At 33.5% G+C, this 24196-nt stretch carries 20 protein-coding genes; 13 read left to right on the top strand and 7 right to left on the bottom strand.

What is annotated here, in order from left to right:
* Position 1 precedes the first annotated feature (1 nt).
* Positions 2-1330, top strand: coding sequence for a vanadium-dependent haloperoxidase (locus FC091_RS12375; RefSeq protein WP_138434581.1), 1329 nt, complete (start codon positions 2-4; stop codon positions 1328-1330).
* Here the strand turns inward: FC091_RS12375 and FC091_RS12370 are convergent, their stop codons facing one another.
* Positions 1331-1693: a CoA-binding protein gene (locus FC091_RS12370; protein WP_138434580.1), complete on the bottom strand. Its 363-nt coding sequence runs from the start codon at positions 1691-1693 to the stop codon at positions 1331-1333.
* Between the two features lie 102 nt (positions 1694-1795).
* Here FC091_RS12370 and FC091_RS12365 point away from each other — a divergent pair, with 102 nt between their 5' ends.
* Positions 1796-4255 (top strand): outer membrane beta-barrel family protein, encoded by a 2460-nt coding sequence (locus FC091_RS12365; RefSeq protein WP_138434579.1) that lies wholly within the window; start codon positions 1796-1798, stop codon positions 4253-4255.
* A 382-nt stretch (positions 4256-4637) separates the two neighbouring features.
* Here the strand turns inward: FC091_RS12365 and FC091_RS12360 are convergent, their stop codons facing one another.
* Positions 4638-5648, bottom strand: coding sequence for a 3-oxoacyl-ACP synthase III family protein (locus FC091_RS12360; protein WP_138434578.1), 1011 nt, complete (start codon positions 5646-5648; stop codon positions 4638-4640).
* 179 nt (positions 5649-5827) lie between these two features.
* Here FC091_RS12360 and FC091_RS12355 point away from each other — a divergent pair, with 179 nt between their 5' ends.
* The 8 genes from FC091_RS12355 (at position 5828) to FC091_RS12320 (ending at position 18855) form a co-directional block, all read left to right on the top strand.
* A complete protein-coding gene (locus FC091_RS12355; RefSeq protein WP_138434577.1) occupies positions 5828-8269 on the top strand; it encodes an alpha/beta hydrolase family protein in 2442 nt (813 codons plus the stop codon).
* 392 nt (positions 8270-8661) lie between these two features.
* Positions 8662-10569, top strand: a complete 1908-nt coding sequence (gene htpG / locus FC091_RS12350; RefSeq protein WP_138434576.1) for a molecular chaperone HtpG — start codon at positions 8662-8664, stop codon at positions 10567-10569.
* A gap of 127 nt (positions 10570-10696) precedes the next feature.
* Positions 10697-12349 carry a serine hydrolase gene (locus tag FC091_RS12345; protein ID WP_138434575.1) on the top strand — a complete coding sequence of 551 codons (1653 nt, stop codon included), beginning with the start codon at positions 10697-10699 and terminating at the stop codon, positions 12347-12349.
* Between the two features lie 134 nt (positions 12350-12483).
* On the top strand, positions 12484-13524 hold the full coding sequence (locus FC091_RS12340; RefSeq protein WP_138434574.1) for a hypothetical protein: 1041 nt from the start codon (positions 12484-12486) through the stop codon (positions 13522-13524).
* Between the two features lie 2 nt (positions 13525-13526).
* Positions 13527-15641, top strand: a complete 2115-nt coding sequence (locus FC091_RS12335) for a PKD domain-containing protein (RefSeq protein ID WP_138434573.1) — start codon at positions 13527-13529, stop codon at positions 15639-15641.
* Between the two features lie 159 nt (positions 15642-15800).
* Positions 15801-16376, top strand: coding sequence for a Crp/Fnr family transcriptional regulator (locus FC091_RS12330; RefSeq protein WP_246035909.1), 576 nt, complete (start codon positions 15801-15803; stop codon positions 16374-16376).
* A gap of 203 nt (positions 16377-16579) precedes the next feature.
* Positions 16580-17536, top strand: a complete 957-nt coding sequence (gene rlmF / locus FC091_RS12325) for a 23S rRNA (adenine(1618)-N(6))-methyltransferase RlmF (protein WP_138434572.1) — start codon at positions 16580-16582, stop codon at positions 17534-17536.
* Positions 17537-17619: 83 nt separating this feature from the next.
* Positions 17620-18855, top strand: coding sequence for a DEAD/DEAH box helicase (locus FC091_RS12320; RefSeq protein WP_138434571.1), 1236 nt, complete (start codon positions 17620-17622; stop codon positions 18853-18855).
* Between the two features lie 80 nt (positions 18856-18935).
* Here the strand turns inward: FC091_RS12320 and FC091_RS12315 are convergent, their stop codons facing one another.
* From FC091_RS12315 to FC091_RS12305, 3 genes are read right to left on the bottom strand one after another with little or no spacing between them, the layout of a single operon-like run.
* Positions 18936-20093 (bottom strand): hypothetical protein, encoded by a 1158-nt coding sequence (locus FC091_RS12315; protein ID WP_138434570.1) that lies wholly within the window; start codon positions 20091-20093, stop codon positions 18936-18938.
* Positions 20077-20589, bottom strand: coding sequence for a hypothetical protein (locus tag FC091_RS12310; protein ID WP_138434569.1), 513 nt, complete (start codon positions 20587-20589; stop codon positions 20077-20079). Before FC091_RS12310 ends, FC091_RS12315 begins: the two co-directional genes overlap by 17 nt.
* The gene (locus FC091_RS12305) at positions 20573-21121 is read right to left on the bottom strand and encodes an RNA polymerase sigma factor (protein WP_138434568.1); all 549 of its coding nucleotides are present in this window, start codon (positions 21119-21121) and stop codon (positions 20573-20575) included. The genes FC091_RS12310 and FC091_RS12305 overlap by 17 nt, the downstream gene beginning before the upstream one ends.
* 128 nt (positions 21122-21249) lie before the next feature.
* Between FC091_RS12305 and FC091_RS12300 the strand changes: the two genes are divergently transcribed.
* Both FC091_RS12300 and FC091_RS12295 read left to right on the top strand, forming a co-directional pair.
* Positions 21250-22143 carry a hypothetical protein gene (locus tag FC091_RS12300; RefSeq protein WP_138434567.1) on the top strand — a complete coding sequence of 298 codons (894 nt, stop codon included), beginning with the start codon at positions 21250-21252 and terminating at the stop codon, positions 22141-22143.
* A 44-nt stretch (positions 22144-22187) separates the two neighbouring features.
* Entirely contained in the window at positions 22188-22565 is a 378-nt protein-coding gene (locus tag FC091_RS12295) for a hypothetical protein (protein ID WP_138434566.1), read from the top strand.
* Here the strand turns inward: FC091_RS12295 and FC091_RS12290 are convergent.
* Together FC091_RS12290 and FC091_RS12285 are read right to left on the bottom strand one after the other, a co-directional pair.
* The gene (locus FC091_RS12290; protein ID WP_138434565.1) at positions 22562-22966 is read right to left on the bottom strand and encodes a hypothetical protein; all 405 of its coding nucleotides are present in this window, start codon (positions 22964-22966) and stop codon (positions 22562-22564) included. The genes FC091_RS12295 and FC091_RS12290 overlap by 4 nt on opposite strands.
* A 3-nt stretch (positions 22967-22969) precedes the next feature.
* Complete coding sequence (locus tag FC091_RS12285) at positions 22970-23536, bottom strand: RNA polymerase sigma factor (protein WP_138434564.1); 567 nt, start codon at positions 23534-23536, stop codon at positions 22970-22972.
* 141 nt (positions 23537-23677) lie between these two features.
* Between FC091_RS12285 and FC091_RS12280 the strand changes: the two genes are divergently transcribed.
* Positions 23678-24025 (top strand): DUF6249 domain-containing protein, encoded by a 348-nt coding sequence (locus FC091_RS12280; protein ID WP_076617054.1) that lies wholly within the window; start codon positions 23678-23680, stop codon positions 24023-24025.
* Positions 24026-24196: the final 171 nt, after the last annotated feature.

Here is a 24196-nt window from a genome sequence, read left to right as displayed (position 1 = left end):
TATGAAAATTAAACTGCTTCCCTTATTAATCGTCTTGTTTTCTTGTTTTTTTTCATGTCAACAAGAAGCGACACCTATTGCTATTTCTAGTGAAGATTACCATACTACAATAGACAAACTTACAGAAGTAATGGTACACGATATATTTTCGCCACCAGTAGCGAGTAGAATATATGTGTACCCAAATATAGCAGCCTATGAAACCTTAAACCAAAACGGTAAAACCTATAAGTCACTTGTTAATCAACTGAATGGATTAGACCATATAGAATCTAATAAAGCTGAAAGTTCTAACTTAAGATTATCTGCTATTATCGCGTACATTAATGTGGCCAAAGAGTTAGTGTTTACAAAAGAAAAAATCACAATATATAGAGACAGTTTATATACGATTTGGGAAACTAAAAACCCTAAAGAGTTTAATAATGCAAAAGATTACGGTATTGCAATCTCAGACCAGATAATTAGATGGATGAACTCTGATAATTATGCTGAAACACGTACAATGCCAGATTACAATATCTACACAAAAGATCCTTCGCAATGGGAACCTACTCCACCTGCCTACATGAAAGGTATAGAACCACATTGGAACAAGCTTAGAACATTTGCACTAGACTCAGCAGCTCAATTTAAACCCACACCACATCCAGAATTTTCTCTAGAAGAAGGTTCAGCGTTTCATAATGAGTTAATGGAAGTCTATAATATCACTAATAATATAAGAGAAAAAGGTGATGAAAGCGAAGAAATTCAAATTGCTCGTTTTTGGGATTGCAATCCTTTTGTTTCTGTAAACAAAGGTCATTTTATGTTTGCTGAAAAGAAAATAACACCAGGTGCACATTGGATAGGTATCTGCAAAATTGCTTGTAAAGAAACCAACGCAGACTTCGAAAAAACAGTATATGCATACACCAAAACATCTATTGCTATCGCTGATGCTTTTATAAGCTGTTGGGATGAAAAATACAGAAGTAATCTTATTAGACCCGAAACACTGATAAACAAATACATCGACACCGAATGGACACCTATTTTACAAACACCGCCTTTTCCTGAATATACTAGCGGACATTCGGTAGTATCAGGCGCTTCTTCTGAAGTATTAACATCCATTTTTGGCGATGACTTTGCTTTTGATGATACAACAGAGCTTCCATACGGATTACCCATTCGTCAATTTCAGTCCTTTAGATTAGCAGCACAAGAAGCAGCTATGAGCAGAATGTACGGTAGTATTCACTACAGAGCAGCTATAGAGGTCGGAATCGATCAAGGAATCAAAGTAGGCACATTAGTTAACGACAAAGTCAGCTTTTTAAAATAACTAGTACTGATTAGTAGCTAATAAAACCAAAGTACAAGCCACTTCAAATTCAATATTATTCGCTCTTAGAATTTTATAAAGTTCTGGATTTTCAGTTCCCGGATTAAAAATTACGCGCTTAGGTCTTAGATCTAAAATATAGTCGTAATAAGCCTCTTGATGTTTAGGATTAAGGTATAATGTAATAGTATCTAAGTCTTCATAAGCTTTTAAATTAGTGTCTATCACAACATCTTTTACCTCTCCTTGCTTTAGACCAAAAGCCACAACGTCGTGGTTTTTCTGCCTCAACCTATTAACTGCAATATTAGAATATCGGTCTGCTTTTAAAGACGCACCAAGAACCAATGTTTTTTTACTCATATGTTAAAAAGATGTTAAGTAGTGTTAATTAAAGTAACATGATGTAAAAATAGTCGTCTAGACATAAAGAAACTATCAATCAATCAAAATTTCAATCAAAAAATGAAGCAGTTCTTACTATTGCTTATTTTGGCCTCATCAGCCATTTTAAGCGCTCAACCCAATTCCAGCAAAGATATTAAAAACGGTTCTATATCTGGTCGTGTACTAGATGCCAGTCTTAACGAACCATTACCTTATGTAAACATTGTTATAAAAGATGCTACAAGTAAAATTCTTACAGGTGGTATTACCGATAATGAAGGAAACTTCACTATCGAGAAAATTCCGGAAGGTTCTATACAAGTAGAAATTACATTTATAGGATATAAAACCATCTTAAAAAATGAAACTATCGGAAAAGGTAACTACAATATTAAGATGGGAGACATTCTTTTAGAAGAAGATTCTGAAAGTCTAGATGAAGTTACAGTAGTTGCAGAAACCTCTACCATTCAACAAAAAGTAGATAGAAAAGTAATTACCGTTGGCAAAGATCTAACAACCTCTGGACCAACAGCTAGTGACATTATGAACAACTTACCATCTGTTAATGTAGATCAGCAAACAGGAGACATAAGTCTACGCGGTAACCAAAACGTGCAAGTTATGGTAGATGGCAAGCTCACTAACATATCGGCAGCACAATTGTTGCGCCAAATACCTTCTACTTCAATAAAACAAATTGAATTAATCACTAACCCATCAGCAAAATATAACCCTGATGGTTTAAGCGGTATCATCAATATTATTTTACACAAAAATGTTAATGTAGGTTTTAACGGTAATCTAACGTTTGGTTTAGCATATCAGGAAACACCAAAATTCAATAGTTCTATTGATATGAATTACCGAAACGGAAAACTTAATTTTTTTGGCAATTACGGCAATAACATAAACCGAAATGAGAATTACGGAAATATAAACCGTACCAACGACGGCTCAATACAACGATTTAATTTTTTAAGTCGAGGTACTTCTCATTTATACAAAGTAGGTTTTGATTATTATATCAATGAGAAAAACACGCTTTCCCTTTTTACTAATCAAAACATCTTTGAAGGTGACACTTTTGGCACTACCGCTATACGTTTTGTTGATGCAGCCAATAATGAATTTCAAGATAATTTAAACGAAAACGAAAATGATTCGCAGCAATATAATTTTAACTATAAATTAGATTTTGATAAAGAAGGACACAACATAGAACTCGAGGTTGATTATAACATTTTTGATGGAGAATCCTTTAACGACAATAATTTTGTTTTACAAACCGATTTTATTGAAGACAACCTTATTGAACGCACACGTACAACAATCAATTTAGATTACGTTAATCCATTGTCTGAAAAATCAAAGTTAGAACTTGGTTTACAAACACGTCTTTTTGACAATAAAATCGATTATTTTTCTGATGCCAGATTAAGAGATCAAAATGGTAACTCTTTTCCGGCAGACATTAACTTTGATTATTCCCGAAACATTTACTCTGCCTATGCTACTTATAGCAAATCTTTCGAAAAATGGTCCATGCAACTAGGTCTGCGCGCCGAGACTGTAAATGTAGAGTCTGAAGCTTTACAAACTAATCTAAGTGATAACTCAAGTTTATTTATCCCTTTTGAAAACGATTATACAGAGTTTTATCCTTCAGCCTTTATTACATATAATGCATCAGAAAAAAACACCTTTCAGTTTAGTTACAGCAGACGTATTGACCGACCAGGAATAGGGCAAGTCAATCCCTTACCAGAGTGGAATACACCATTAATTTCTTCTTTTGGAAATCAAGAACTTTTACCTCAGTTTACAAATTCGTTTGAGCTAAATTATACCAGAAATCTAGAAAAGGGCAGTCTAACCGGAGGTGTATTTTATCGTATTATAAATGACGAAATAAACCGAGCGGTTTTTATAGATCCTGCAGATTTAAACCGTATTATTTTAACATTCGATAATTTTGATAATACCTCAGCTTACGGTATAGAAGTTAATGGAAATTACAAATTCTTTAAATGGTGGAGTGTTAATGGTAGTTTCGATTTATTTGGTCAAACTCAGAGAAGTATTACTGAACGCTTAGACGTACCAACAGATGTTGCAACAGTAAATGATATTATAAGAGAAGAAGTTAAAGTAGATAACGTCATTTGGAATTTTAGATTGTTCAACAATTTTAGAGTTAACGAATCACTTTCATTTTCATTATTTGGTCTTTACAGAGGGCGAAATAAAGGAGTGCAGTTTACACAAGATGTATTTGCCTTTGTCAATGTTGGGATGCGCTATAATTTCCTAGAAGACAACAGAGCAACCTTTAGTCTTAATTTTAATGATATTTTTAATACCATGCAGTTTAAGTTTGAAGGCGATAGACCATTCCCTCAGTTTGGGGATTTTAACTGGGAAAGCCGAACCATTTTTGCAGGATTATCATACCGCTTTGGAGGTGGTAAGTATAGAGCAAAATCTCGTAAACGACGAGATAACGATGTGAAATCTGACAGTGGAGGTTTCATATAAAAATTAACATTCAAAAGTGTCACAACACTTGAATTATACAGTCTTTATAATAGAAAGACTTAAAACAAATTTAATAGTTGACATAAATAGTTGATGGTTAGTGTTAATGTTTAACTATTAGATAGAAAACCCTGACGGTTTAATACTAGTCAGGGTTTTTGTTAAATACACGTTAAATATGTTAATCTTTGAAATAAATCTAAACCTATTACGTCTAAGTATATGAGATAAGTTTTAAGTAATAGTTGTTATAAGATTTTTTTAAATTTTATAATTGAGTGTTAGTTAAATTGGTTAATAGCTGAAAAGCCCAGACAACTTTAGGTTGTTTGGGCTTTTTTTATGAATACTCTATTGTAATAGTTTGATAAAAAGTCAAGTTTTACCATTTTATAATAGCGCTTCCCCAAGTAAAACCACTACCAAAGGCAGCTAAGACGACGTTATCACCTTCTTTTATTTTGCCTTCTTCCCATGCTTCAGTTAAAGCTATTGGTATGGAGGCTGCTGTGGTGTTTCCGTAGCGCATAATATTATTATAAACTTGGTCGTCACTAAGACCAAACTTCTTTTGTATAAACTGAGAGATTCTTAAGTTAGCTTGGTGTGGGATCAACATATCTATATCTTCCTTTTGCAAATTATTAGCCGTTAAGCCTTCAATAATCGCTTCACTAAAACGTACCACTGCATGCTTAAATACAAATTGGCCATTCATATAAGGATAATAAGACACATCGTCTGGGTCGTTTTCTTCCATAATAGCATCAACCCAACGGCCAGTACTGGGACCTTCTAAAGCAAGCTCTTTAGCATGTTTGCCTTCAGAATGTAAGTGTGTAGATAAAACACCTTTGCTGTTATCTTCTTCTCTACTTAGTACAACTGCACCTGCGCCATCTCCAAAAATAACCGTAACTCCTCTACCTCGTGTTGAACGCTCCAAACCACCAGAATGATTTTCACTACCAATTACAAGTACATTTTTATACATACCTGTTTTAATAAATTGATCTGCAACAGACAGGCCATAAATAAAACCAGAACATTGATTACGGACATCTAAAGCACCTATAGTATCCATTTCTAACAATTCTTGTACACGTACTCCACCACCAGGAAAATACATATCTGGACTTAAAGTTGCAAAAATGATAAAATCAATATCATCTTTAGTTAATCCTGCGCGTTCTATAGCTATTTTGGCGGCTTTAGCTCCCATTATTGATGTGGTATCATCACTTGTTTTTGGGTCTATCCATCGACGCTCTTGTATTCCAGTACGCTCTTGTATCCACTCGTCACTGGTATCCATCCATTGTTTTAAATCGTCATTGGTCACTACGTTTTCAGGAACATACTTGCCTAAACCTGTTATTTTCGAATTATACATGTTTGCTTATAAATTAGAATTGCAAATTTAACCCATTTCTAAAGAAACTAACGTCTATTCGTTATGCATGCATAATAAACCAATCGAATCTGTACCAATCCACTTAAATTTAACAATCCTATTACATTCATCAAAACCGATTTTAAGTATCTTGAAAGCTCTAATCAATTATCAAAAACATGAAATTTTTAATCAAAGTATTAGTATGCTGCTTTTTAGTAAGTGGTAATGCACAACAAAGTCTTACCTACCAACAACCCTCAGAAGAAATTTTGGAATTAGCTGATGTAGAATTAGCACCAGGAGTACAAATAGACAGTAAAGGTGAACATATGGTTTTGCTTTATCGTAACCAATACAAATCAATAGAAGAATTGTCAGAAACCGAATTGAGACTTGCTGGTTTAAGGATTAATCCGGTAACTAATATTGGCAGTAGAACCAATTATTACACCAATCTTAAGGTTAAAAAAATTAAGGACAAAGAAGCTACACAAGTTTCAGGATTACCAAAAAATGCTCGTCTTTCTGGTTTTAGCTGGTCACCAGACGAAACCATGATTGCTTGTCTTAATACTACAACCAAAGGCGTAGAAGTCTGGGTACTTGATATAGCACAGGCTAAGGTTACCAAACTAACAGACGCCAACGTTAATGCCAATATGAGAAGCACTATAAGCTGGTTTAAAGACAACAAACATCTTTTAGTTAAAATGTTACCAAGTGACAGAAAAGATCTCATAGACACTGCAACTGCTGTACCAACAGGACCAACAGTTTCTATAAGCGATGGCGCTAAAGCACAAAACAGAACCTACCAAGATTTATTAAAAACTCCTAATGACGAGTTTAATTTTGAACAGTTAGCACGATCTGAAATTAAAAAGGTGTCCATTACAGGTACTGTAGAGGATTTTTTAGGAGCAGATATGTATCGTGGTGTAAGTTTTTCGCCAGATGGTAATTATATAATGGTTACTAAAGTAAAGCGTCCATTCTCTTATATTGTTACCTACACCAGGTTTCCTTATGAAAGCATTATTTACGACGTTAATGGTAAAATGATAAAAAGTGTAAACGACGTTCCGTTAGACGAAGTAAGACCAAAAGGTTTTATGGCTACAAGAATGGGTAAGCGGAGTATGCAATGGCGTGGAGATAAACCAGCAACTTTAGTTTGGGCAGAAGCACTAGATAATGGTGATCCTGAAATAAAAGTAGATTACAGAGATGTGGTGTACCAGTTAGATGCACCATTTAATGGCAAACCAAAAGAAATTCTAAAGACTAAGCAGCGTTTTTCTGGTATACAATGGGGAAATGAAAATAATGCAATTGCTTTTGATTATTGGTGGAATACAAGAAACTTAAAGACCTATTTATTTAATCCTTCTAATGGAGATTCAAAAATTATTTCAGATCGCAACTATCAAGATGTTTACAGTGATCCAGGAAATTTTATCACTTCAAAAAATGAATATGGTCGTTACACCTTAACCATGAATGGTAATAAACTCTATTTAATGGGAGATGGTTATTCCGAAAAAGGTCAGTTTCCGTTTATTGATGAGTATAATATCAATTCAGGAAAAACAAATCGTCTTTACCAATCTGAATACACCGATAAATTAGAAAGCTTGTATGATGCTATAGACATGAAAAAAGGAGAAATCCTTGTGCGCATTGAATCTAAAACTGAATACCCAAATTATTACATCAGAAACATTAAAAAGGACAATTTAACTCCAATCACAGCTTTTGAAAATCCGTTTAAGAGTCTCGAAAATGTTGACAAACGTGTTATTAGTTACAAACGCGATGATGGATTAGATTTAGAAGGAACGCTCTACTTACCTTTAGATTATAAAGAAGGTGAAAAATATCCTATGATTTTATGGGCTTATCCACGTGAATACAAGGACAAAGCAAGTGCTTCACAAAGCACTTCAAACCCAAATGAGTTTGTATATCCATATTGGGGCTCACCGATTTATTGGGTAACCAAAGGCTATGTTGTTTTAGATGATGCCGCCTTCCCTATTGTAGGCGAAGGAGAGGAAGAGCCAAACGATTCGTTTAGAACGCAATTAGTGGCAAACGGAAAAGCCGCCATTGACGCGGTAGACAATCTAGGATATATAGATAGAGATAAAGTTGCCGTAGGTGGTCATAGCTATGGAGCTTTTATGACAGCCAATCTTTTATCACATTCTGATTTGTTTGCAGCAGGAATTGCCAGAAGTGGCGCCTATAACAGAACCTTAACACCATTTGGCTTTCAAAGTGAAGAGCGAAGCTACTGGGAAGCACCAGAAATCTATTATAACATGTCACCTTTTATGCATGCCGATAAAATGAAGACTCCGCTCCTATTGATTCATGGTGTAGCTGATAACAATTCTGGTACATACCCATTACAAAGTGAGCGTTACTTCAATGCCTTAAAAGGCTTAGGTGCTCCAGTAAGATTGGTAATGTTACCAAAAGAAAGTCATGGATACAGAGCAAAAGAGTCTATAATGCATATGCTTTGGGAACAAGACCAATGGTTAGAAAAGCACGTAAAAAACAGAAAAAAGAAAGAAGAAAAAATTGAAAAAGCAGAAATGATTAAAGACTAAAAATCTTCTTATAGCTACATAAAAAGCCGTTCTAGATAGAACGGCTTTTTTTATACCTTAAAGAGTTTGCGTGAAAAACTCGATTTGTCGCGCTGAATGTATTTCAGCGTTTAATTATTATTTGAACGTCAATCATTAAAGATTCTTAAACAAGTTCGGAATGACATAACGTTTTACTTCTCATGCAACATTTTTTTTATGCCATCTTGTCATAATTCTTCAATTGGTATTTTATTTGAACATTGCTGTTCAGAATAAATTGACTAATAACGTCACTTCGAGTGTTTCGAATATATTTTGAAATGTATCGAGAAGTTCTCAATAGCTCTGCTGAGCTTGTCGAAGTGCTTCGACTTCGTCTCAACTCGAACTGACATTAAACTTAAAATACAATGGCAAAAGGAAGTATTAATGTATCGGTAGAAAATATCTTTCCGTTAATTAAAAAATTCTTGTACTCAGATCACGAAATCTTTTTACGTGAGCTCATCAGTAACGCAACTGATGCAACCTTAAAACTAAAGCACCTAACTAGTATTGGCGAATCTAAAGTTGATTACGGAGAGCCAAAAATCGAAGTTAAAATTGATAAGGAAGGTAAAAAGCTTCATATTATAGACCAAGGTTTGGGTATGACAGCCGAGGAGGTTGAAAAATACATTAACCAAGTGGCTTTTTCTGGTGCCGAAGAATTCTTAAACAAATATGAAGATTCGGCAAAAGATGCTGGTATTATTGGACATTTTGGTCTTGGCTTCTACTCTGCGTTTATGGTAGCAGACAAAGTAGAAATTATTACAAAATCGCACACAGATGCTCCTGCTGCGCATTGGACGTGTGACGGTTCTCCTGAATTTACTCTAGAAGAAGCGGATAAAACCGATAGAGGTACAGAAATTATCCTTCATATTGCTGAAGGTGAAGAAGAGTTTTTGGAAGACGGAAGAATCCGTGAGCTGTTAACCAAGTACAACAAGTTTATGCCAATTCCGATTAAATTCGGAACTAAGGAAGTAAACGATCCTGATTTTACACCAAAAACAACCAAAGACAAAGACGGAAAAGAAACGACTGAGCCTCACAAAAAAATAACTGTTGATGATATTATCAACAATCCAAATCCTGCATGGACAAAACAACCTTCAGATTTAGAGGATCAAGATTACAAAAACTTCTACAGAGAGCTGTACCCAATGCAGTTTGAAGAACCTCTTTTCCACATTCATCTTAATGTAGATTATCCGTTTAACTTAACAGGAATCTTGTATTTCCCAAAGATGACGAATGATCTTAATATTCAAAAAGATAAAATTCAACTGTATCAAAACCAAGTTTTTGTTACCGATAATGTAGAAGGTATCGTACCCGAATTCTTAACTATGTTGAGAGGTGTTATCGATTCGCCAGACATTCCATTAAACGTTTCGCGCAGTTATTTACAGGCTGATGGTGCAGTAAAAAAGATTTCATCTTACATAACACGTAAGGTTGCTGATAAGTTAAAATCATTGTTCAATAGTAACCGTGAAGATTTCGAAAAGAAATGGGACGACATTAAAATTGTTATTGAATACGGAATGTTATCTGAAGAAAAGTTCTTTGAGAAAGCTGATGCTTTTGCTTTATATCCAACGGTTGATGGTAAATACTTCACATTTGAAGAATTAACCAATGCTATTAAAGCTAAGCAGACTGATAAGGATGATAAAATGGTGATTCTTTACGCGTCTAATAAAGATGAGCAGCATGCTTACATACAAGCAGCTAAAGATAAAGATTACGAAGTGTTATTATTAGATTCACCAATCGTAAGTCACTTAATGCAAAAGTTAGAAACCACAAAAGAGAATATTTCTTTTGCACGTGTAGATGCAGATCATATTGATAACCTTATCAAAAAAGATGACACTACAATTTCTAAGTTATCAGAAGACGAAAAAACGAAGCTAGATGAGCTTTTAAAGGAAGTGGTGCCATCAGAAAAATTCATGGTACAATTAGAAGCTATGGATAGCAATGCGTCGCCATTTATGATTACACAACCAGAGTTTATGCGTCGTATGAAAGAAATGCAACAAACAGGTGGTGGCATGTTCGGCATGGGCAATATGCCAGAGATGTACAACCTAGTTGTAAACACGAATCACGATTTAGTCAATGAAATTCTTAATACAAAAACACGCAAAAAACAAGAGCGTTTAATAAATCAAAGTTTGGATTTGGCGCGTTTATCTCAAGGACTTCTTAAAGGTGAAGAACTGACTAACTTCATTAAGCGAAGCTACGAAATGATAAAGTAATTAATTCCTGCAAAAGCAGGAATGTTAAGACTAATTATAAAACCACTTAGAACTTTCTAAGTGGTTTTTTTGTAACTTTAAATCTGAGACGCTGTCTTATTAAAGTAACAATCAATCAAAAAAACCAATGAAAACAAAGATTTCACTCATTGTTGTTGTATTTAGCTTTCTTTTTACAACAGCCCAAGACCAAAATTTAACCCAAAAATTCGATGACATTGTAACTCAATACTACAATGATGCTAATGCACCTGGAGCAACGGTTTTAGTTGCAAAAAATGGAAAAGCTATTTATAGAAAGGCTGTGGGTAAATCTAATTTGGAACTCGACGTAGATATGATTCCAGAAAACGTATTTATGCTGGCTTCTATCACAAAACAGTTTACAGCAGTTTCAATTTTAATGTTAGAAGAACAAGGAAAGCTAAACTTAAACGATCCCATTACTAAGTTTATTCCAGATTACCCTACCCAGGGCAAAACCATAACTGTGCACCACCTTCTTAATCACACTTCTGGTATTAAAAGCTATACTAGTATCGGAGATTTAAGACAAGTTGCCAGGCAAGACAAAACCTTAGATGAACTTATAGATTTCTTTAAAAATGAACCTATGGATTTTGATCCAGGTGAAGATTATCGTTATAATAACTCTGGGTATGTATTACTCGGTAAAATTATAGAAGTAGTATCTGGCGAAACTTATGCAGATTTTATTGATAATCACATTTTTCAACCTTTAGGTATGACAGCCTCGCAATATGGCAGTCACAGCAAACTCATTAAAAACAGAGCCATGCCTTATGAAGAAGCAGACAATGGCTATGTTAATGCAAGTTACCTCAGCATGTCTTTACCACATGCAGCAGGTGCGCTTACCTCAACTATCGACGATATGCTAAAATGGCAAAATGCCTTAGCAAATAACACATTGATAAAAGCATCTACATTAGAAAAAGCAATTAATGGTTCTAAGTTAAACAATGGTGAACACATTGATTATGGCTACGGATTAGGCGAACTAACACTTAAGGGTTCTAAAGGTTATACGCACAGTGGTGGTATTTTTGGAACCTCAACAGACGGTATTTACTTGATAGATGAAGATGTATATGTCATTGGATTAAGTAATTGTAGCTGTAATGATATTGGCTCAGTAACTACACAATTGGCGGCAGCTGCCATTGGTAAACCATTCCCTACGATGAAGGATGTAGTACAATTAAACGAAGATCAACTAAAAAAATGGGTTGGTGCTTATGAGTTTGAAGATGGTGCCATAAGACATGTATTCTTTAAAGATGGAGCATTAAAAAGTATGAGAGAATCTGAAACAAATACTGTTTTTGATATTTTCCCATTGTCTGAAAACCGATTTATGTTCCCTGATGGTGCTATTGAATACATATTTTCTGTTAACAAAAATGGCAAAAAAGAAGCGGTTTTTAGAGCAGGTGATGAAAATAAAGGTATTGAAACAGATAAACCAATGCCAAAAGAAAAAGAAGAGATTACATTAGACGTAGATATTTTAAATACATATACAGGTACTTATGAATTAGCACCAAACTTTAATGTTGTTATTACTGTAAAAGGAAATGAAATTTATGCGCAAGCTACAGGACAAGGTCAATTTCAGCTTTTTGCTGAAAATGAAACCACGTTTTTTGCTAAAGTCACAGCTTTAAAGGTTGTGTTCAATAAAGATGCCTCTGGAAAAGTAGAAAGTTTTACACTGTATCAAGGAGGACAAGAAACCATTGCCAAAAAAATAGAATAGCTTCAACACATTGTAACTTAAAAAACCACTTAGAATAATACTAGGTGGTTTTTTTATTATACTGACCGTTATCATTGTAGGAAAATAGCTTAAACAATAATTTTATAAAACTATGTTTAACCAATTTTTTTATCATGAAATCATTTTATACATTCATTTTATTAGTCCTATGCAGCACTCTTGCAACTAACGCCCAGAAAGTTGTCGCTTTACATAGCGACGCCAATGGAGTTCAATATTTTGACGGCACTTCTGCATTACAAGATGCGTATACTGCAGCAGTAGCTACAGATACAATTTATTTAACAGGTGGTACCTTTATACCTCCCGCTTTATTTGACAAACAACTCACCATTTTTGGCGCTGGTCACCATCCTAATGCTACCACAGCAACACAGGCAACGATCATCTCTACGCATGTAACTCTCGGCGATAATGCTGATGGTTTTTACCTAGAAGGTGTAGTCATAAACGGCAATCTTAATTTAGGTGACGCTAACGATATATCGGTAAATGATATAGTTATAAAACGCTGTAGACTAGGCACACTCATTGCTGGTGGCACATCCGAAACCAACACAAGCAACAATAATTTATTTGTAGAAAATATTATTTTTTCTACTTCGGTATCAAACTTAAGAAGTAGTACGTTTTACAATAATATTTTTCAAAATCGTAATTATAATTTTACCGATTTGCTATTTGTAAATAATGTTTTTAATTATCAAAGTTTTAGCAGTAATCACTGGACTATTGAAAATTATGCCAATAATTGTGTTTTTAGAAATAATATATTTCTCAATGAATCAGCCTACGTAAGTGAGGGCAACGGACAAAGTGAATGGATTAATAACATTTTTTGTTCACCTAGTACAAATACCAATTTAGGTTTAGACCCAATACTAACTAACAACTACCACATGTCTCGTGCGGAAGTGTTAGTCGATCAAAGTGGAGATAATTTTAACTATGCTCATGATTATCACCTACAACCAGGAGCAGCAGCTAATTTAGGAGATGATGGTACCGAGACAGGTATTTATGGTGGTGTTTATCCTTGGAAAGATTTTTCTATACCAACAAATCCACATATTGTAAGTAAAGCTATTTCTGGATCTTCAGATGCTAGTGGCAACATACAAGTAAATATTACCGTAGAAGCTCAAGATAATTAGTTATGAAAGCACTTAAATTAATTCCACAATTGTGGATGTTATTAAGCTTGCTTTTTACAATCCACAATACAGCACAGAATGCTATTGTTGGCTATGAATATGCGTTTAACAATGGTGAAGGTCTGCAGTTTGTTGCGGTACCACCAACATCAAATTTCAATTTGGTTACAGATATCGATGTGAGCACCTTAACTAATGCTATTAATACTGTTCATATACGTTTCAATGATGATAATGGCTTATGGAGCCCAATTGTAAGTAAAGTATTTGTAAAACCTCCTGAAACATTTGTAAATGCAAGTACGATTGTTGGCTACGAATATGCTTTTAGTGATGATAATCCACCAACTTATGTATCCATATCACCAACGGCTAGTTATAACCTGATTTCGGATCTTGATGTTAGCAGTATGCCCAATGATGTGAATATCTTCCATATAAGATTTCAGGATGATCTCGGACAATGGAGTCCAATAATTAGTAAGGTATTTGTAAAACCACCTAAAACTTTCACCAATGCTAGTAATATCATAGGTTATGAGTACGGATTTGATGATGATAACCCACCTGTTTATGTCCCTGTTTCACCAACAGGGAGCTACAATCTAGTTTCAGATTTTGATGTTAGCAGCTTGTCTAACGACGTAAATATTTTTCATATCAGATTTCAGGATGACTTAGGTCAGTGGAGTCCAATTGTTAGTAAAATTTTCATAAAACCACCAGATACATTTGCATCTGCAAGCAGTATCGTTGGTTATGAGTATGCGTTTAATGATGGTGAAAACCTTCAATATATATCCATTTCACCAACCGCAAGTTTTAATCTTGTCACTGATATAGATGTGAACGGTTTAACAAATAACATTAATACACTTCATATAAGATTTAAAGATGATCTTGGCCAATGGAGTAGTATGTTGAGCAAGGTATTTGTTAAATCACCAGAACCAGCAACATTACCTAATAATGTATTGGTATCATACGACTATTGGTTTAATGATAATACAGCTTCTGTTGTTACAACTACTATTGAACCTGCACAAGCTAATTATACTTTAGTAGAAATTGATGTGAGTCAACTTTGGGCAGGTGAATACAGACTTAATACTCAGTTTAAAGACACATATGGTAACTATAGTGTAGTTATGACGGATACTATAAATAAAGCTATTCTACCTCTTGCACAATTCACTGCAGATGTTCTCGAAATTTGTACTGGAACTACCGTGAATTTCACTAATACCAGTATTGATTTTGATGATCAACTTTGGGATTTTGATGATGGAAACACAAGCAATATGGTAAATGCTTCACACACCTTTAATACACCTGGAACATACGATGTAAGTCTTTCTATTGAGGATACAAGCACTGGTTTAACAGATGTTGCGTCTCAAACTATTGAAGTTTATGAAACACCAACAAATACAATTACCACTTCTACAAGTTTACCAGCGTGTTTTGGAGAAATAGTAACGCTTACTGCAGATTATGAGAATGGAACTTATTTATGGTCCAATGGTGCAACAACACAAAGCATTGAGGTTACAGCAGAAGGCGAATATAGTGTTGAGATAAGTAATCCTAATACAACACTATGTTCTGTTACTTCAAATAGTATCAATATTACTTTTAGTCTTGAAATAGATGCTAACGTTTCTTCCGACGCCACAACAATAACAGCCAGTTTAGCTGGTGCATCATACCAGTGGATAGATTGTAGTAACGGAAATATCGCTATTGTTGGTGAAACAAACCAAAGTTTTGCACCTACAGTTTATGGTGACTATGCTGTAGAAATCACTGTAAACGGATGTACCGTAACCTCAGAATGTGTTACCATGAGTAACCTCTCTAGTGAGGACTTTAATCTAAAGACTATGGTAAAACTATATCCAAATCCTACAAAAAATCAATTACAGATTTTAACTGAGTTGGATATTACTATCGAAGTTTACAGCACCTTAGGTCAACTGATTACAATAATAGAACAAGATACTGGTAATGGTAATTTAGACATGAGTCATTACGAAAATGGCATGTACTTATTTATTGTCAAAGCTACGAAGGACGGTATCAATAAGCGTAATGTATTTAGAATTATCAAAAATTAAAGATTATAAAAAATGAAGTAAGTAAAAAACCATCTTAGCGTTTAAGATGGTTTTTTCTTATAAATAGCGACACTTTAACTTTTTTTATTTTCCAATATCGAACTTTACACCTCTTAGTTATTCTTTTATTTAATTTAAAACTTCGATCAATAAAAAAAAGTGAAATCGGATAATTTAGAAATCAAAGAAATCTTTAAAGGGCTTGTTTTCTCTGAAGATGAACTAAAGCTCATAGCGTCCGTCTTTTATAAGATTATTATCAAAAAGGGTGACATTCTAATTCAAACGGGAGATAAAGTTGATTCACAGTACTACATTTTAGAAGGCTGTTTAAGAGCTTTTCACACGGATAAACAAGGAAAAGAATACACTATCCATTTTGGAATAAAAGATTGGTGGATGACAGATTTTACAGCTTTTACTTCTGGTGAGAGCGCAATATTAACTTTAGAGGCTCTGGAAGACTCTATCATTTATGCGATAAACAAAGACGATAAGGAATATTTACACAATCAAATCCCAAAGATAGATCGATTTTTTAGAATTAAACTAGAGCGCGCGCTAGCTGCTTTTCAAAAACGAATATTGTCTGGCATTTCTAAATCTGCTAAAGAACGTTATCTAGACTTCTTGTCTACCTATCCTGATATTGAAAAGCGTTTAAAAAACTACCAGATCGCTTCATTTTTAGGAATTACCACTGAAAGCCTCAGCAGAATTAGAAAAGAAATATAATAATTTCGCATTTCTTAACATACATCAATTTTTAATTGGTGTATTAATATTATCATTGCAATACATAACGACACATTTAAGTGATCCCTAAGGATTAATAGCTAAAAAGCGCAGGTTAAAGAAATCTGCGCTTTTTTTATCACATTCATAGCTTAAAGATTCTATATGCTTTCATTTATATTTGTTGTACAATAGAATTAAAATTGAAACCAGAGAAGTCCCTTTCAAAAATAAAATCGCGACTGCATCCAAGAAACAAGCATAATACACGTTATGATTTTTCTAAACTCATTGAGAGTTTACCAGAGTTATCAAAATATGTTTCTAAAAACAAATATGGAGATGACTCTGTTGATTTTTTTAATCCTAATGCGGTTTTAACACTTAATAAAGCCTTGTTAAAACACCATTATGATATTGATTTCTGGGAAATCCCGAAACATTATCTATGTCCGCCAATTCCTGGAAGAGCAGATTACATACATTACATCGCCGATTTACTTGCTGAGACCTTTTCAGAAATCCCAAAAGGTGCAAACATTAAAGTTTTAGATATTGGTGTTGGTGCTAATTGTATTTATCCAATTATTGGACACCAAGAATACGGTTGGTCGTTTATTGCTTCAGACGTTAGTGAAAACGCAATTAAGTCTGCTAAGCAAATTGTTGAACAAAACAAAAATCTTTCTTCTTACATAGAACTAAGACTTCAAAAACAACGTAAATCGTTTTTTAATGGTATTCTTTCTGAAGATGAGAAAATAGATTTTAGCATTTGTAATCCGCCTTTTCATGGGTCTAAAGAAGAAGCTGAAAAAGCAAACTTACGAAAGGTCAAAAACCTCAAAGGAAAAGCTAAAGGTAAAACCAAATTGAATTTTGGTGGGCAACAAAACGAATTGTGGACCAAAGGTGGTGAAGCTCGTTTTATAAAAGATATGATTTTTGAAAGCAGAAATTTTAGCAAACAGTGTTTGTGGTTTACAACATTAGTGTCTAAAGAGGCTACTTTAAAACCTACTCATAAAATCCTTGAAAAGGTTGAAGCAACTGCTATAAAAACTGTAGAAATGGGACAAGGTCAAAAAACAAGTCGTTTTATAGCTTGGACATTTTTGACGGAACACGAACAAAAACAATGGATAAAAAACCGTTGGTAAGATTTTATTCTACCTTTGTTTCACCATTGTCATGCAGCATCAAGTGTGGAATTATATAGCCACTTTAAACCTAATTCAAACAAATGTCATTCAAGGATCTAAAACTCATTAAACCACTTCTAAAAGCTATTGAAGCTTCTGGCTACACGGAACCTACTTTAGTGCAAGAACGTACTATTCCTGTAATTTTAGGAGGTAAAGATGTTATTGTTTCTGCCCAAACCGGAACAGGAAAAACAGCAGCTTTTGCACTACCAATATTACAGCGGTTGTTTGATAAACAAGATGCTCCAAAACGTGGAAAAAAAATAAAAGCATTAATTATTAGTCCTACACGAGAACTGGCGCTACAAATTCAACAGAATTTTAAAAACTATGCGCAGTTTTCTAACCTTAGATCGCTAGTTATTTTTGGTGGTGCTGCAATTGAACCTCAGGTTGATGTTCTTAAAAAAGGTGTTGATATCCTTATTGCAACTCCTGGTCGTCTTTTAGACTTACACAAACAAGATTATATCAACTTAGATAAGGTTGAAAATTTTGTTTTAGACGAGGCAGATTTAATGCTTGCAATGGGTTTTATAGATGATGTAAAAAAAATAGAACGCCTTTGCCCTGAGGAAAAACAGACCTTATTATTTTCTGCTACTATACCTTCCAAAATAGAAGCGCTTGCAAATTCTATTTTAAAAAATCCTGAAAGAATTGATGTTACTCCAACGCAATCTGTGGCTCAAGATGTGAGTCAGGTATTGTACTACGTGCCAAAACGCAGAAAAATAGAATTGTGCTTGCATTTACTACGAAATACCATAAAAGGAAATGTTATCATCTTTAGACGCACCAAATTTGGTGTAAAAAAACTAGAGGAACGCTTGGCAGAAAAAGGCTATCGCGTAGATAGTATTCACGGTGATAAAAATCAGAATGACCGACAAACAGCCTTAAACAAATTCAAAAATGGCTATGCTAAAATTTTAATTGCTACAGACGTGGCTGCTCGAGGTATTGATATTAATGAACTAGAAAATGTGTTTAATTTTGACATACCAAACCAAGCTGAAACGTACGTGCATCGTATTGGTAGAACAGGTAGAGCAGGTAATATTGGCACAGCATATTCTATGTGTTCTGCAGATGAAAAGAACTATATAAAAACCATAGAAAATTATATTAACGTTCAGATTCCTGTAGAAAAAGAACATCCTTATCCTTTAGACCCAAATGCAAAACCTACTGTTCATAAAAAGAAAGGTAGTAAGTACAAAAAAGGTCGTAAAAGTGAAGCGTCTAAAAAGAAGAAAAAACGCTGGTATTGATTAATAAATATAATGAACTGTCAATCTGAACTTGTTTCTCTGATTCTGAAATAAATTCAGATTGACAGATATGTTAAACTTTACTTTTTAACATCAATAAAATCTTCTCCAAAACGAATAATACCGTTTGTAACATGAATTTTTATTTGATTAGGATTGTCTTCCTCACCAATAACCATCATTATAGAATGCTCTTTTTTTCGGCTTGGAGGAATCTCCGTGATTAGTTTAGCCCAATAATGCACTGTATTGTAGCCATACGTCTCGATGAAGTATTCTGATTTTTCAGGAAAAAACAGATTGATTTCAGAATAATCTGATGCCATCTGAAACTCTCTAAAATTTTGAGAAAAATTATGGAACCGAAACTTACTATTAAAATCTACTATCCTAACCTTTTCCGCTATTTCGCCAACTTTAATATTACTAAACTCGGTATCAACATCTACTTTTTTTAACTGCGCTACTTGTACCTCATCAACATGTGTAAATTTATAGTTTCCTCCTTCTAAAAAATTTGCTCTAAAACTTCCATTTACCACATCAAAAACATTGAATGGGTTTTGAATATTCTGAAACTTCAATTTTGTAGTTCTGGCATTAACAACCAGTTGGTTATTTATATCATTCTTAAAAATTAGGTTAGAATTTTCTGCCATTACTCGAAGCTTAATTTCTGGAGGTAGTTTTATAGAAAACTTTGTTCTTAAAATCTTTACATTTTTGGTATTGATTTTTTTCTTGTTTCCTTTTTTATCTACCTCTCGTAAATTCTTTAAATACTCCTTAAGGCTTTTCCCTCTAGAACTACTATTTATTGCTAAAAAATACTGCTTAGATTTTCTAAAAACTCGGTTAGATTTTTCTTTGAAATTTATAAAATCGCCTTCAAAAGTAATACCGTAAAGTGTCTCTAAACTGTAAGAAACATCACTTTTTGCTTCACTTCCTCCTGTTTTAAACTCTAACACACCATCTTTTATTGATGCCTCAGTTTTAATCTCATTAAGCTTACTTTCTACCTCTTTTTTTGAATAGTTTTCAAATTCTAGTGTATAATCAAAATGTACTTTATCGTCTTCTGATTCTGAAAACTCTACATACGTGCCATTAAGATGAAGATAAATCGATTCTACATCTGCTTGTTCATAGCTTTTTTTAAAAATTTCCTTGACCTGTGCCCGTCCCATTACTGATGTGATGAGCATCAGCATTAAGAACTTAAATTGATTGTTCATACTGTTCGTTTTTCTGATTTAAAATTTTGATATGTTCTTGAATATCTTTAAGTATCTGAGATCGTGTTTGTAGATTGTCAATTAAAAGTTCTACGATTTCAAGGTTATTAGGATTGGCTCTAAATTGAATTGAAATATTCTTATAATCTGCATCTAACTCATCTAGTTTTTTCTTAAAACGTTCTACCAAAACCTCATCTTCTGCTATGGCTACAAAGTTTTTCCACTCGGCATTAATTTCTTTTAAATACTCAGCTTCCACGGCTTCTACTTGTGCTACTATTGGTGCCACATTTTCTGTTGGCTGTCTGTAAAGTATTGTTAAACCTACAGCTAATGCTATAATGACGACTGCTGTAATTTTTAACCATGTATAACCCACTTTTTTAGATTGGCTCTGTTTTTTCAACTTATCTAAAAACTCACTTCTGTGATTTTCTGGAGGTGTTTTTAAGTCCTCTTCCTCCCTAAATAAATCTCTAATATCTTGCTTCATTATACTTTGGTTTTAAGAATTCTTGTAATTTTAGTTTACCTCTTCTAAGATGCGTTCTGGATGTTTTTACTGGTATATCTAATATCTCTGAAATTTCGGTATGGTCATATCCTTCAATGAGATAAAGCTTTATAACTATTTTATGTTTTTCATTTAGTTGTTCTATAGCATTTAGAATGTCAGTTTTATTGATGTTGCTATCAAAATCCCAATTATCTTCATTAGTTATTTGTAATTCTGAAACTACTACTTCTGAAAATTCAATCTTTCTTTTCCTTAAAACATCTAAGCACTGATTGATGACAATCCGCTTTAGCCATGCTCCAAAAGTGTATTCAGGCTTATAATTATCTAAATTCGTAAATGCTTTTAAAAACCCTTCTTGCATAGCATCTTTGGCGTCTTCATCATTATTGAGATATCTACTTGCAACGGTAAACATAGCATCACAGTACATGTCGTAAACCTGTATTTGTGCGACTTGGTTTCCTTTTTTACAAGCTTGTATTAAACTATTTGTTTGCTGTTGCATTAAGTTTGGTTAGCATCTCTATTATTAAAAACGAAGAAAAATGATATGGGTTTCAAATTTTGATTAAAAAAGTAAAAATTAATTGAATATAATTAACTTTAGACTTCATTAACACCAACTAAATACCAATGAGTCAAGATTATAACAATCCTGCATTTAAAAAACTACTCCAAAAGTTGCAGGAAGAGAGCTGGCAGTTAGAGTTACTAATATCTGGTTTTACCATATTTGGTTTGTTTACTGCGTTTCCGTACTTAAGTATAGAGGTTAAAGCCGCATATAATGATGGCAAAATTTACTCTTGGATTGTGCTCTCTGTAATCTTAGTATCCTGTGCCATTTTAATTTTTAACTTATTGCTTCATGTTGTTTTACGTGGACTTTGGATTGGTGCCTTAGGTCTAAGATATGTCTCGGGTGATATAGACTATGATGAGCTAAATTACAGCCCTAAATTCACTAAATATCTAAAAAAGAAGGTTGGTTCCTTTGACAGATACATCGCTAGACTAGAGAATTATTGCAGCATTATCTTTGCTATTTCATTTCTTTTAATTTTCTATGTTCTGGCATTTACATTTACCATAATCTCAATTGTTTTGGTAGTTAAGTTATTCCTTGATAACGATAGTATAAACGAAACCGTTGGTTTGTGGATAGGCGTACCTCTAATATTATTTATAGTATTTGGTATGTTCTTTACTTTTATTGATTTTGTTACCCAAGGATGGCTCAAAAAAAAGAAATGGATAAGTAAGCTTTACTTTCCGATCTATTGGGTATTTAGTAAAATTACCTTAGCTTTTTTGTATCGTCCGTTGGTATATAACTTTTTAGACAACAAATTTGGAAGACGTATTAGTTTTGCTCTAGTACCTATTTATATTTTAATCTTGGTCGGCACTAGTCTAAGTTACAATACGTCTAATTACTTTAATAAAGATTTATACTCTAGCAGTATCATTACTGACAATAAACATTATGAAGATGAGCTGGAAGATGACGATTTATTGAAGAAGTAGCCATTTCATCTAAGGTAGTAACTAAAAAATTTTTAAAGATTTTTATGGTCTTTGATGATGATATCGATGACTATATATTTTCTTATAACAAAAGTCTGAAGCCTGAAAAGGATGTTAGAGGTTTAGATACTGACATTGTGGTAGTGAATAATATGTCTTGGCGCAAAAGAGATAGTCTCCGCAAAGCTTATATTAATACTCTCAACGAGGTTTTTACTGTAAAAATTGATTCGCTATACTTTAATAGTGAATTTGTTTTGAGCAAAAGAAACAAAAACCAAAAAGGGTTCGAAAGTTATATAGGCATCAAAAACCTAAGCGAAGGCAAACATATTCTAAGTGTAATACGAAAACGCATTAAAAAAAATGATACTCAAACCGTGCGTTATGCTACTATTCCGTTTTGGTACTACCCAGATTAATACGAGAATCTTTGATTAAAATACTGTTTTAACAATGGAATTTGAATCGCTACCATTACAGCCAATAATACTGTAGCGTACATTAACGTATTTGAAAAATCTACAGATAGGTTACTAAATAAATCAAACGATACTTCTGGTAAATTATAGCGCTCTGACAAGGTCGATGAATCGGCTGATTTATTAAAAATGACATTATAAATTAAAGCCACAAAACCTAAACCTAATAACCACCATACATATTTAGGAATCAGCGGTTTATAAACAATATTTTTAGTTTCAGAAAGTGTTTCAATTTTAGACATTACATCATTGGTAAAATCAGCCGGAGCTTTTTCTAAACTGTCATTCGCCATTAACTTATTGACTAAATCTTCTATTCTTTTATCTTCATTTTCCATCTTTCAAGCTGTTTTGGGTTGAAAATACTGTTCTAAAATTACGGCCAATTTCTTTCGAGCTCTAAAAAGCTTCACTTTTACCGTATTGGCTTCAATATTTATAATTTTTGATATTTCTTCTAAAGATAACTCTTCAAAATAAAATAACGTTAATAAGGCACTACTGTCTTCTGGTAGTTTGTTAATGCATTTCTTTATCAAATCACTTTTTTCCTCTTTAATAATATTGTCTAATGCATTATCTATAGTATCTAATTTATTAAATGTAAACTCATCTATAGCAACATTATTAAGATGCTTTTTATTCTTTTTAATTGTATCCAAGCATGTATTATAGGCAACTCTATATATCCATGTAGAGAATTTTGAATCTCCTTTAAACTTGTCTAAAGACTTAAATACCTTAATGAACGTATCTTGCGCCACTTCCTCTGCCTCTTCTCTATGCTTTAACATGCGCAAGGCTAATGTGTACACCAAATCCTTATAACGATCTACTAATTGTGCATATGCCTTAGTATCGCCATTTTTAATAGCAGTAATTAATATGTTTTCGTCGTTGGTGGCCATTTTGTAATTAAGACGACGCTTAGATATAATAGGTTACATATATTTCTAAAAAAAATTTTTGTAAAAACTGTAACCTAAATCAAAACCATGTCGTCATAAGCTTAGAAACAAATAAAATTAATCAATTAAAAAACAAACATCATGGACGAAGAAATATTAATACCTATCAGTCTTTTTGCAGCAATCTTTGGAATGGTATATTTATACTTTTCTACCAGAAACAAAGAACGTTTAGCCCTTATTGAAAAAGGTGCAGATGCCAGTATCTTCAATATTGGCAAACGCTCTGGGTCTTCATGGAAAGTTATAGTACTAAACTTAGCATTTCTATTAATGGGTATAGGTTTAGGCGTATTTATTGCCAACATTTTAGACACTTATACTGTGCTTGATGATGATGCAGTATATCCTTCAATGATATTCTTAATGGCTGGTATTGGTTTGTATGTAGGCTATACACAAACTAAGAAAGCTTTGGATTCAGAATAAAATTCATCAATCAATCAACCAATCGATAGAGGCTATCTAAAAAGTCTAAAATCTGTCATTCTGAATTTATTTCAGAATCTTAATAAGCAGATTTTTAGTTTGTTTTAGAATCTGAAACGAGTTCAGATTGACAAAACACTGACTTTTTAGACAGCCTCTTTTAATACAATT

Origin of the sequence: Winogradskyella algicola, assembly GCF_005869935.1 — a bacterium.
Classification (GTDB): domain Bacteria; phylum Bacteroidota; class Bacteroidia; order Flavobacteriales; family Flavobacteriaceae; genus Winogradskyella; species Winogradskyella algicola.
This window is presented reverse-complemented; position numbering and strand designations above follow the sequence as displayed.

Excerpts from the sequence above, each read along its gene's own strand:
- FC091_RS12375 (WP_138434581.1), top strand. The coding sequence starts at position 2 with ATGAAAATTAAACTGCTTCCCTTATTAATCGTCTTGTTTTCTTGTTTT.
- FC091_RS12370 (WP_138434580.1), bottom strand. The coding sequence starts at position 1,693 with ATGAGTAAAAAAACATTGGTTCTTGGTGCGTCTTTAAAAGCAGACCGA.
- FC091_RS12365 (WP_138434579.1), top strand. The coding sequence starts at position 1,796 with ATGAAGCAGTTCTTACTATTGCTTATTTTGGCCTCATCAGCCATTTTA.
- FC091_RS12360 (WP_138434578.1), bottom strand. The coding sequence starts at position 5,648 with ATGTATAATTCGAAAATAACAGGTTTAGGCAAGTATGTTCCTGAAAAC.
- FC091_RS12355 (WP_138434577.1), top strand. The coding sequence starts at position 5,828 with ATGAAATTTTTAATCAAAGTATTAGTATGCTGCTTTTTAGTAAGTGGT.
- htpG (WP_138434576.1), top strand. The coding sequence starts at position 8,662 with ATGGCAAAAGGAAGTATTAATGTATCGGTAGAAAATATCTTTCCGTTA.
- FC091_RS12345 (WP_138434575.1), top strand. The coding sequence starts at position 10,697 with ATGAAAACAAAGATTTCACTCATTGTTGTTGTATTTAGCTTTCTTTTT.
- FC091_RS12340 (WP_138434574.1), top strand. The coding sequence starts at position 12,484 with ATGAAATCATTTTATACATTCATTTTATTAGTCCTATGCAGCACTCTT.
- FC091_RS12335 (WP_138434573.1), top strand. The coding sequence starts at position 13,527 with ATGAAAGCACTTAAATTAATTCCACAATTGTGGATGTTATTAAGCTTG.
- FC091_RS12320 (WP_138434571.1), top strand. The coding sequence starts at position 17,620 with ATGTCATTCAAGGATCTAAAACTCATTAAACCACTTCTAAAAGCTATT.
- FC091_RS12315 (WP_138434570.1), bottom strand. The coding sequence starts at position 20,093 with ATGAACAATCAATTTAAGTTCTTAATGCTGATGCTCATCACATCAGTA.
- FC091_RS12310 (WP_138434569.1), bottom strand. The coding sequence starts at position 20,589 with ATGAAGCAAGATATTAGAGATTTATTTAGGGAGGAAGAGGACTTAAAA.
- FC091_RS12305 (WP_138434568.1), bottom strand. The coding sequence starts at position 21,121 with ATGCAACAGCAAACAAATAGTTTAATACAAGCTTGTAAAAAAGGAAAC.
- FC091_RS12300 (WP_138434567.1), top strand. The coding sequence starts at position 21,250 with ATGAGTCAAGATTATAACAATCCTGCATTTAAAAAACTACTCCAAAAG.
- FC091_RS12295 (WP_138434566.1), top strand. The coding sequence starts at position 22,188 with ATGGTCTTTGATGATGATATCGATGACTATATATTTTCTTATAACAAA.
- FC091_RS12290 (WP_138434565.1), bottom strand. The coding sequence starts at position 22,966 with ATGGAAAATGAAGATAAAAGAATAGAAGATTTAGTCAATAAGTTAATG.
- FC091_RS12285 (WP_138434564.1), bottom strand. The coding sequence starts at position 23,536 with ATGGCCACCAACGACGAAAACATATTAATTACTGCTATTAAAAATGGC.
- FC091_RS12280 (WP_076617054.1), top strand. The coding sequence starts at position 23,678 with ATGGACGAAGAAATATTAATACCTATCAGTCTTTTTGCAGCAATCTTT.